General features: G+C 22.0%; 9 protein-coding genes and 1 pseudogene. 3 read left to right on the forward strand and 7 right to left on the reverse strand.

The window, feature by feature from the left end:
• From H9660_RS14855 to H9660_RS16625, 4 genes and pseudogenes are all read right to left on the reverse strand, one after another.
• Window positions 1-192: pseudogene (locus H9660_RS14855) on the reverse strand (hypothetical protein); the annotation flags it as partial.
• Window positions 193-223: 31 nt separating this feature from the next.
• Window positions 224-928 (reverse strand): flavodoxin family protein, encoded by a 705-nt coding sequence (locus H9660_RS14860; RefSeq protein ID WP_191751162.1) that lies wholly within the window; start codon window positions 926-928, stop codon window positions 224-226.
• 39 nt (window positions 929-967) lie between these two features.
• On the reverse strand, window positions 968-3,760 hold the full coding sequence (gene lanM, locus H9660_RS14865; protein ID WP_191751163.1) for a type 2 lanthipeptide synthetase LanM: 2,793 nt from the start codon (window positions 3,758-3,760) through the stop codon (window positions 968-970).
• A gap of 320 nt (window positions 3,761-4,080) precedes the next feature.
• The gene (locus H9660_RS16625; RefSeq protein ID WP_191751164.1) at window positions 4,081-5,370 is read right to left on the reverse strand and encodes an MmcB family DNA repair protein; all 1,290 of its coding nucleotides are present in this window, start codon (window positions 5,368-5,370) and stop codon (window positions 4,081-4,083) included.
• A 525-nt stretch (window positions 5,371-5,895) separates the two neighbouring features.
• Here H9660_RS16625 and H9660_RS14875 point away from each other — a divergent pair.
• From H9660_RS14875 to H9660_RS14885, 3 genes are all read left to right on the forward strand, one after another.
• Window positions 5,896-6,456, forward strand: coding sequence for a hypothetical protein (locus tag H9660_RS14875; protein WP_191751165.1), 561 nt, complete (start codon window positions 5,896-5,898; stop codon window positions 6,454-6,456).
• A gap of 127 nt (window positions 6,457-6,583) precedes the next feature.
• The gene (locus tag H9660_RS14880) at window positions 6,584-6,934 is read left to right on the forward strand and encodes a hypothetical protein (RefSeq protein WP_191751166.1); all 351 of its coding nucleotides are present in this window, start codon (window positions 6,584-6,586) and stop codon (window positions 6,932-6,934) included.
• Between the two features lie 41 nt (window positions 6,935-6,975).
• The gene (locus H9660_RS14885) at window positions 6,976-7,158 is read left to right on the forward strand and encodes a PspC domain-containing protein (RefSeq protein WP_191751167.1); all 183 of its coding nucleotides are present in this window, start codon (window positions 6,976-6,978) and stop codon (window positions 7,156-7,158) included.
• Between the two features lie 123 nt (window positions 7,159-7,281).
• On the opposite strand, the gene H9660_RS14890 is transcribed toward H9660_RS14885, so the two are convergent.
• From H9660_RS14890 to H9660_RS14900, 3 genes are all read right to left on the reverse strand, one after another.
• Complete coding sequence (locus tag H9660_RS14890; protein ID WP_191751168.1) at window positions 7,282-8,067, reverse strand: peptidase MA family metallohydrolase; 786 nt, start codon at window positions 8,065-8,067, stop codon at window positions 7,282-7,284.
• Window positions 8,068-8,099: 32 nt separating this feature from the next.
• The gene (locus H9660_RS14895; protein WP_191751169.1) at window positions 8,100-9,149 is read right to left on the reverse strand and encodes a radical SAM/SPASM domain-containing protein; all 1,050 of its coding nucleotides are present in this window, start codon (window positions 9,147-9,149) and stop codon (window positions 8,100-8,102) included.
• Window positions 9,150-9,214: 65 nt separating this feature from the next.
• Window positions 9,215-10,624: a radical SAM/SPASM domain-containing protein gene (locus H9660_RS14900; RefSeq protein WP_191751170.1), complete on the reverse strand. Its 1,410-nt coding sequence runs from the start codon at window positions 10,622-10,624 to the stop codon at window positions 9,215-9,217.
• Window positions 10,625-10,858 lie beyond the last annotated feature (234 nt).

The following is a 10,858-nucleotide window of genomic DNA, read 5'->3' on the forward strand; positions in this document are numbered from 1 at the left end:
ACTAAGAAGAACTATAAATAATATAAAGTTAACTAGTTGATTAATTACAGATACAGATATTAAAGAATCTATAAAGCTTCCATTTAAATATGGAGTAAACATTGAAATAATTGAAGAGATAAACTGCAATAAAAAAATAATTAATATTGATATCTTATTTTTTTTTACTAATTCTTTAATAAGTTTATACATATGACAGATTCTCCTCATCTAATAAATATAATTAAACTTTCATTCTACTTTTGAATAAATCTTCAAATGTATTATAATCAAAATAATTATTTTCTTTCCAAAATTGTTTTTCTTTTGAATATATTTCAGATTTTAAATGTGTTAATTTTTGATGCTCAAACATTTTCTCTTGTGTATATGGAATTTCTATATCACTTTCTTCTTGAGATATAACAATTTTCTTTGCTAAAAATCTAGCATAACTATTCAGTACATCATCACTATTTATTTTTGTAGTTTCTATACTCATTTCTCCTAAAACATAAATACCTAAAAACTGCATAACTTCAGTTAAATAAGAATTTACTAAATCATTTCCATTATTGCATGAAACACTTACTACATATCCCTTTTTTCCTATAAGTCTAAATATATGTAGCCAATATGATAATCTATCAATAAATATTTTAGCTTGTCCACTTATATTATGAGCATATACTGGTGATAAAAAAATGATAAAATCACTTGATAAAAGAGACTTTTCTATTATTTTCATATCATCATCATATATAGTATTTCCTGTAATAAACTCTTTACCAGTTCCATCTGATTCTTTAATATTTAATTTATCAGCACTAAATATATCAAAAATAATATCATTCCTTAAAGTTTTTGAATGTTCTTCAACCTTTTTTATAAATTGATATCCCGTTGATTCTTCACCTCTTGGACTTCCAATATAAACGAATACTTTCATAATACTCCTCCACTCTTATTAAAATTTCTAATATGCTTTTTATTCAAATATATCTAATGAAAGTATTGAAGGTATATTATCATAAAAAATTTCTAATAATACATATGCAATACCTGTATTAGCAAGCATAAATGTATTAATAGGGATATTAAGAGAATCTACCCAATTAATATTATCAAATGAATCAAAATACTTTTTATATATCTTTTCTTTGAATTTATCTTTAGCTCCTAATCTTAGTAATACTTCAATATTCCCATATAACCCATGACATAAACATAAATTGCTTTCATTAAAAATTAATTCTTCATATTTTTCATTATATAAATAATCATTAAATCTAAGTGCTAAATCTTTAATTTCTATTTCTTTAATTTCTATTTCTTTTTTACTTTCAGAAATTAAAATATTTTCAACACATAAATTTCTACCTAATAAAATTCCTGATATTCCTTTACACCAAGAATTATTTAAATCAACCATGTTTTCCATTAATATATTATTTTCTTTTTCTAATAAATTTTTAATTATTATTAATAGGTCTGACTCATTTGTAACCTTATATAATACACTTAAACATACTACTATTCCTGTAATACCATGAGCATATCCAAACTTATTTATCCATTCATATTTGAATTCAAGCTTAATTTTTTCTGTTATTTCACCTAACTTAGATTTAATCCCCTCATAATTTTCAGAATAATCTAAATAAGTCTTAGCTATAAAGTATATACTTGATATTGCTCCTCCCATAAAATCAAAATCTTCACTATCAAACTCTTTTTCAATAATCTTATCTAAAAGATTATTTGCAATATCATAATAAATTTGTTTATATTCATTTGAATTAATTTTATATATATCAATTTTATCTAATACTTTATATAGATTATAATTTAAATACAACAAACTTCCTTTTCCTGTAAAAATAGAATTATTGGTTATTCTTTGATCATCTTTAAATAGATTAATATAATTCAATAAATTTATTGCTAAATCTATTGATTTATTACAATTAAATGTATATCCATAATAAGCAAGTAATAATATTACTCCCCCATCTTCATAAATATCAACACTAAAATCTCTTAATCGCCACATATTTTTTTTATCAGTTAAATGTGGACCAAAAATAGATTTGAAATTATTGCCATAATCAATTGTAGAATTATCTATATCATCAATTAAATCATATATAATATCTTTTATATATTTAACATCTATATCTCCTTTTTTATTTTTTAATACTGTAGTTTTTCCAAAGCTATCACTTTTTTCTAAAGTTAATATAGATAAATCAATAAATCTCATCTGATATTTTATTTGATTATAATCTAATGATCTAATTTTCTTTATAACCATTTCTAATGCAGATTCTACAAAATAATCTTTACATATTATTTTTCCATCTGAGTATAAATCTTTTGAATATCCCAAACTATAGAATTTAGGAATATACCCTTCTTTTAATTTAGATATTTCTTCTTCAACTCTAATATATCCATAGCTTGATGGAGTAAAATTACTTTCTAAAATTATTAAAATTTCATCTTGTTTTTTTTCAGAAATTAAAATATCTGGATGTTTACAAGATTCAATAAATTGATGATACACTTGTGTAGGTCTTAATAATTGCCTTAATTCTAACTTTTCATTCTTCATATAAAGTAATGCAATTGATTCTAATTTATCTTTATTATCAATTATTACATTGCTTGCATATTCAAATCCACTTCTTATTAATTTACGTATTTCTTCTAATGTAATATATTTTTCTAAAACATTTTCATTATTCAAAGAAACTTGATTTTCTACATAAAAGCATGATTTATATTTCTCTAACTTAATACCATATTTATCATCTACAGTATAGATATAAGATTCATTATTCTCTGAAACATCTGTTTCTGAAAGTATACCACTTAAATTTATATCAAATGCTCCATTATCATTTATATATGGAATAAATGCAGAATTAAGAATACTATTTATTACTTCTTTAAAATCATTATCATACTCTGATTTTGTAGTAGATGCATGAGCTATAGTCTCAAAATCAACTATTACTGGCGTAGATTTATTACTTATTATATTTTCAAAATGCATATCATAAGATGAAAAGATATAAAATATCATTAAATAAATTCCTGATAAATAGTAATATTTTTTTACCTCATCTATTTCAAAGCAAGTTTCATATTTTATTTCTTCTAACCATGTATGTGTATCCCTTGAAAAATATTTAATTTTTTTTATATCTAATTCTTTAATATTACCTGTTATCAAATCCAAAACGTCATAAAATAATTCCATATTTAATGAATTAATCGGTTTATAATAAAATGAACTATTTTCTGTTACAACTTTACATGCACTTTTACCATTGTGAATATCACCTTGCATAACATATATGTCTATTAATTCACCACATTTTTCAAAAATATTTTTTTCAATATTTTTCTTATCTAACAAAAAATTATTATATATTTCACAAACTAAATCTATATAATCATGTATCTTTTTAGATGAATTTTTCTTTAAAAGTGGATATTTATTATCAATATATTCAATATACTCATCCATTTCTATATTTTTTAAAAATATACTAAAGATATTATCATTTTTATCTTGTTCTTGATTCATTTCTTTAAAACTAGTAAATTCTTTATATATAACTCTTATATAATCATTTTCTAAATAATATAATAATTGATTGTACAAATTATTTCTTAACAAATCTGACTTTATATCATTTAATCTAAGAAGATCTCTTTCTCCATATTTTTTTATAAGGTTATTAAAGAATGGTTTGAATATTTTATACCTCATTTTTATATCAACCCCTTTTCAATCTTATTACTAAATCATCATATCATATTATAATTTCTATATTTTTAAATTGTAATTTTAACAATATTTTAATGTAATAAATAATTACAAATAAAACAAAAAAGTATTATTTAAACTATATATTAAATAATACTTTTCTTTTGCTATATAGATATTACTATTATATAGTTAAATCTATATAATAAAAAATTCTATATGCTACTTATATATTTTTGATATCAGAATCATTGATTAATTTTTAATTATCTTATAAATACTTTCCATATAAGCTTAAATAAGAAAAAAATGAACTTCTTTAATTAATATCCAAATATAAATTTTCTTGAATTTTTCTTATTTATATAAGGCACTAAGCTCCTATCTCCATTATTTAAATTTTCAGCTTCTTTTATAACTTCTTGAAAACCAAAGCCATCATTTAACTTAATTACCCCTACTCTACTATCAATATTTTTAGCTTCATCACAAACAGAATAATTATTTGAAACTATATATAATTTATCACAATAATTCATATAATCAATTATCTTTTTATCATTTTTTAAATCTGCTAAACTAGCTTTAGCTTCCATTATAATAATGGTATTATCATCGTATCCTATAACATCAAATTTATATTTATCTTTACTTAATTCTATAGTAGATATATAACCGCTATTATATAACCACTTTGCAGCTCCTTGTTGTATTTTAGGATGTGTTATACTATCATACTTTGTAATATATTTATTTCTAATTTCTCTTTCTTCAAAATAATTATTAATTGCTTTTTTAGTAGATTTTCCTATATCTTTTCTTACATTTTCAATTTTATTTTTATACTCAATTATTTTATTATTATTTTCTTCTATTAAAGGTTTTAACTGATTTTCTACAGTTAAATGTTTAATTTCTACTATATTTCTTTCTTTTTCAAAATCCTTATAATAATTATTTCTCTTTATAGTATTTATAGTAAGCTCTTTAAACTTTTCCATATCAACTATTTCATTTGCTCCTGGTATTATTGCTTCTGCTCTCCTTAGTTTGTTCCATAGATTAAGATTTACCCGTCTACCTAAAGCATAAAAAACTCTATTGTAATGAACTTTTATAGCAATTAAATTTAAATACCCTTTTCTAATTTCTTTATCTTCTATATCTTTGATAAATCTAAATTGATTGGTTAATAGATCAATTAAATCCTTACTATTTATTAATTTTATTTGTTCATTTAAATACTCTATTTTTTCATTAATAATAGATAATTCAAAATCATAGTTTTCTATTAGGTTGGATTTTCTTTCTCTTATTTCATCTATACTTGATACTATTTCTTCTATTTCTTTTCTTGTGATTCCATCATATATATAGTCAGCTAGTGTAATTATTAAATCTTTATCATTTTTTATAGGTGCTAAAGCTCTTATATTATTTCCTAGTGATTTCATTTTTTCTATTTGTTCATTTGTTAGATATTCAGAAAAATTTTTAAGTAATTTATTTGATACTGAAATTTGTCTTACTGTATTATAATTAACACCTAAATTTTCACTTATTTCTTTTAGTGAAATACCCTGCTCTATTAAATTTATTATTTTTTCTCTCACTTTTATGCCTTCTTTCTGTTTCCTGGGACACAATTGTTTTTATATAAATTTTAGCCTATTTTTTTATAAAAATCAATAAAATTTTTGAGTTTCCTGGGACACATTTAAATTTTCCTGGCACTATTCCCATCACCCACTTATAACACTTCAATAAGCTAAGATATTATATTGCTTTAGCTTGTTCCATCTACCCGAGCGACCAATCTAAAACAAATAATATCTAAGCTTCTTTTTCCTATAAGCGTGTCCCGATGGAGTGCTTCCAAATAGGTAAGAAGTCCGTAAAGGACTTCTCTTTTCATCTTGTTTTTTTGAATCACCAGCCTATCATATCTCCGCTCAAGTTGTAAAGCCATTCCATAAAAAATTTTGTCGGCCAACTAGATCTGCAGTTAGCAGCCAAAATTTTTTCTTCCATTTTCCTTTACAACTCACTTCGATATGTAGTCTTAGGCTCAACAAAAAAACAACAACACGAGGTGCTAACCGAGAGTTCTAATTTAAAATGAAAGGATTGGATTTATTATGGGTTTAAATTTTTCAGAATTAAGTAAAAAAGTTAATGAGATTAATAATTGGTTATCAGTAGTTGGTTATGATAGCCAAACTGGAAAAGGAGCTGTCTTATATGATTCAGAAACAATATTAGATTTTATTTTATGTGAAGATAAAAAAATAATTGTACTTGGTGGATGTACTGTTAAATATGGAAGTTGGGACGATTTAGATTTAGATAGTCCATTACTTATGAAAGTATTTAATTTATTTGAAAAAGCTATTCATAAAATATTTAATTTGAAAAAAATAAAAACATATAAAGAATGGAAAGGTGATATAACAGACTATTTAAATATTAATGATATTGTTGATAATGAGATAATAGAATATTTTAGAAATGTTTTACCTCCTAAAACAGATAATAGCTATATGTTGCAAGGTGGCGAAGCATATGACCATGTTTTAGATGATAAAGCTAATAAATATAAAGCTATCTATATAACATTTAATAATGAAAATGGTAATTGGATATATAAAGGTATTTGTTTTATAGGTGAAAATACTGACAGGAGCAATTTAGAAATATAAATAAAAAAGGCATAACAATGTAGTTATACCCTTACCGACAATAAGATTATAACTCATTGTTTGCCTAAAGTAAAGGTGCTTTTTAAATAGAATATTTACTTTGAACTAAATGGAGGTTATAAAAATTATGAATATTAAATTACCTTGTAAAATTGGAGATATAGTATATACAATAGAGCGTGATGACTGCCCTTGTGAAGTTTGCGAGCATGGGGAGGAAGCTAATTTTAATATCATAAAATGTTATCATTTAAAGAAAGGCTATGAATGTCCACAACCAACTTTTTCAATAGAAAAACATATTTGTGAGGGGTTTGAAATAAGAGCTGATAAAGATGGAAATATTATTGTATCAAATCCAGGAGAATGGGGACATGAAGGATTAGAATATTTTAGTGGTTATAATGATAAAGTATATTTTTCATATAAAGATGTAGAAAATGAGTTAATAGAAATAAAAAGAAATGCAAGCTTATGATATAATATTAAATATAGTATATTTTAACTGGAGGAGTAATAATGAATAAAATATTATATAAATCTAATTCAGATAAAGTTATATGTGGGGTTTGTGGAGGAATTGCAAGCTATTTTGGATTCAATTCAAATATATTAAGAGTATTATTTATAGTCTTTATAGGAGTTATGTTTTGGGTATATGTAGCATTAGTTTTTCTTATGCCAACTAATGATTCATTATAAAATTAATTTAGTAAGTAAAAAAATCACTAATTAAATATAGTTAATGATTTATATTAGGACTGCTGATAATTTATCAGCAGTCTGAATTTACAAGAAATTTAACAAATATTTCTTGTTGGTTAATTAATAATTTTCAATCATAAAATTTTTCCATTCTTCAATAAATTTTTCTTCTGTTAAGCTTAAAACTTCGTTTATATTTTTTACTCCAACATTATCTATTATTTCTAGTAACTTATCATTTCCATATTTACTAATAACGAAATCAACTATAGATCTATATGCATCATATCCAAATTCATCAGTTACAGAGCTAGAATTTTTTAATATTTTACTTAAATCAGGAATATTATTGGTTAATGCTGCTACTCTTAATGTATTATTTGCTCTATAATTTTTATTGTTATCAATATAAGTATAATAATATGCTATCCCCTCACATAACCATTCATATGCTGGATTTGACATAGAAACATTTCTAGCAAACGTTAGTTTATGAATTAATTCATGCCTGAATATTTCTTTAATATCATAACCATTTTGATTTTCTACTATATATATTCCTATTCCATTTGCTCCCCCTAATGGCACTACTTTTTCAGATGTACCGAAATCTATAGCTGATGTGAAATCATTAGATTCTTTATAAATCATAATATCTATTTTTTTATCTATATTTACTCCAAGATTATTTTCAAAATCATCATATATTGAATTAATATAATTATTTAAAGATTTAATTTCTTTTATATTATCTTTTGTATAACTATAATAAGTAAAGTGTTCTGCATTTAAAACTTTATACAGTTCTTTTTCTTTATCAAAAGGCTTATAAAAATTAATAAATAAAGTAACTCCAATTATAATAAAACTTAGTAACAAACCTATTTTTAATTTTAAACTTTTCATATAACATCCTCCTATTATAACTAAAAGTAATTTTATATAAAAGTTTTATATATATAATAAAATAAAATTTTTTGAATATCACAAAAAAATTTAGGTGGTTTCAAAATACTTCCTGTATATAATTTATTTATAAATTTACATTGTGCATTACAATAATTTTTTAGTGAACATTCATCACAATAATTTATATTATTTTGCAGTTCGATTGTTTTATGATTTTTATAAATATTTCCTAATGATTCATTAGTTTCCAATATAAATCTCGAGCAAGGATATATATCCCCATTAAAGTTTATAGCAAACATTGTCTCTCCTGCATTGCAATATTTGTTTATTTCATAATTACTTAAAGATTTTAATATCCTTTCTATTTCTATACTATTAAACTCACTTCCAATAATCTCTCTTTTTTCTTTATAGAATTTCAAGTATTTTTCAAATTCTTTTTGAAAAATATTGATATCTTCTTGTTTCCATAACTCTTCATAATTAAAATCAAAACTTATTGGTGAGTTAAATTTACTTAAATAAATCATACTCTCATAAAAGTAATTTATATTATTAGGATTAAGTATATATTTTATTTGAGATTTTTTAGATGTATTAATAAATTTAGTTATAAAATTTAAATTTTTTTCAATTAAATAAAATGAACCCTCACTATTATTAGTTAATCTATTTTTATTATGAGATAATTTATTTCCATCAATACTGAACATAATTGTAAAATTGTTTTCTATACAATAGTCACAAATTTCTTCATTAAATAATGTAGCATTTGTTGTCATTGAAAACACACATTCAATATCATCTATGTTTTTATTACAATAATTTACTATATCTTTTATTATATTAAATTTTAATAAAGGCTCTCCTCCAAAAAAATTAATTTGCAATATACTTTCTCTATTTTTTATTGCAATATTTTTAAAATATTCTATTGATTTAATAGCTGTTTCGTAATTCATATCAGAACTATCAACGTGTTCATCTCTTGAATTTACTTTGCAATTTTCTCTATTTTCAAAACAATATTTACATCTTAAATTGCACTTACCTGTTAATATTAAATCTATTACCATAAACCCTAACACCCTCCTAAATTAAATAATTTCTTATTATAGCAAATTATAAATTTATATTATTATCAAATTTTATCTAATGCTATAAATCTATTTGCTTCATTAGAAAAAATATCATCTCCTACAATATTAATTAATGCTTTGGGATTAGAATTACATATTTCAGCATATACCCCCAAACTAATTTCTATCCATTTTTGTCTTAAAAGACAAATAAAATTAAAATCTTTTGGGTTATTAAATATATAATTTTCATGTGCACATCCACCATTACATATATTTTTACACCAACAATTTTCACAATTTTCATTTTGTATTAGATATTTCTCTCTTTTATCATTTAATTTTAATGAATCATTTGATGCTATATTTCCTAAAATCATATTCTTCATTCCTACAAATCTATGGCAAGCATAGATATTTCCATAAGTATCAATTGCTATTGCATTATCATTTATTCCACAATAACTATTTCTTCTTAAATTAGGATACATTTGAATCAGCCACATCGTAATAAAACTAGGAGCAGGACATTTTATATTATTAATAACTTTATAAACATAATCATTTGCAATTAAATTTGATATTCTTAGTATATCTTCAAATTCTAAATCAGATAATTTTATATTTTCATCATTTGTAATAGCCAAATTAATAATAGAAACATCAAAATCATATTTTTCTACTTGATTATAAATATCTTTTAAATTTTTGTTATTTTTAGTTATAGTAGATTTTACAACTATTTTTTCTTTCAATTTCTTAAAATAATTTTCAATATTTTTATCTATAACTTCAAATGATGCTCTACCATTTTTAAATGGTCTATTTATATTTTGTTGCGATTTATTTCCATCTAAACTTAACGCTATAGATATATTGTTTTTCTTTAAAATATTAAAAATCTCATTATTCATTATTGTTCCATTTGTAGTTATTGAATAATTAACTCTATTGTTTATTCCTAGCCTTGATGATTCATTTAATAAAAATTTAATTAAATCTATTGAAAGTAATGGTTCTCCTCCAAAGAGATTAATATTTATCTTTTTATCATAAGAATTTTCTTTTAAAAACTCTAATGTTTTTGTAATTACTTTCTTATCAATAAAAGTATGTCCATTATTATCTTCATAACAATAAATACATTTCAAATTGCATTTATCTGTTAAAAAAATTGTTGCAGTATTATAAATTGGATTTTTTGAATTTTTATTCAAACAATCTAAATTAATATAATTACAATCAAATACCCCATAATTTTTTAGTTTATTATAAACTTCTTTAATTTTATTTATCCTATCAATACTAAAATTAAAACTTTTTAATTCATCTATATTTAAATCTCCATATTTATTATGTTGTTGAAATACTTTATAAGATAAATCATTCAATGCTATTACTATATATGCATTATTTAAATAAGCATACTTTTTCCCATTAAACTCAAATAAATGTATATTATTACTTTCCATAAACTCCTCTTTCTTTTAACACATTGTATACAATTTTTTTTATATTATTAATTAAAAATAAAATAAACGATAATCTAAAAAATATATTTATAGCGATATTAATTATATATATTAAATAATGAATTCCTGGTTTAATATTTGATTGATATAATAAATTTTTTATTACTATAGGAAAATTTTCAAAATAATTTATTGTATTTATTAATATAATTGTAAAAAATATCATATTAGATA

The sequence above is a fragment of the Clostridium gallinarum genome, assembly GCF_014836325.1.
GTDB classification, from domain to species: domain Bacteria; phylum Bacillota; class Clostridia; order Clostridiales; family Clostridiaceae; genus Clostridium; species Clostridium gallinarum.

Excerpts from the sequence above, each read along its gene's own strand:
- H9660_RS14860 (WP_191751162.1), bottom strand. The coding sequence starts at position 928 with ATGAAAGTATTCGTTTATATTGGAAGTCCAAGAGGTGAAGAATCAACG.
- lanM (WP_191751163.1), bottom strand. The coding sequence starts at position 3,760 with ATGAGGTATAAAATATTCAAACCATTCTTTAATAACCTTATAAAAAAA.
- H9660_RS14875 (WP_191751165.1), top strand. The coding sequence starts at position 5,896 with ATGGGTTTAAATTTTTCAGAATTAAGTAAAAAAGTTAATGAGATTAAT.
- H9660_RS14880 (WP_191751166.1), top strand. The coding sequence starts at position 6,584 with ATGAATATTAAATTACCTTGTAAAATTGGAGATATAGTATATACAATA.
- H9660_RS14885 (WP_191751167.1), top strand. The coding sequence starts at position 6,976 with ATGAATAAAATATTATATAAATCTAATTCAGATAAAGTTATATGTGGG.
- H9660_RS14890 (WP_191751168.1), bottom strand. The coding sequence starts at position 8,067 with ATGAAAAGTTTAAAATTAAAAATAGGTTTGTTACTAAGTTTTATTATA.
- H9660_RS14895 (WP_191751169.1), bottom strand. The coding sequence starts at position 9,149 with ATGGTAATAGATTTAATATTAACAGGTAAGTGCAATTTAAGATGTAAA.
- H9660_RS14900 (WP_191751170.1), bottom strand. The coding sequence starts at position 10,624 with ATGGAAAGTAATAATATACATTTATTTGAGTTTAATGGGAAAAAGTAT.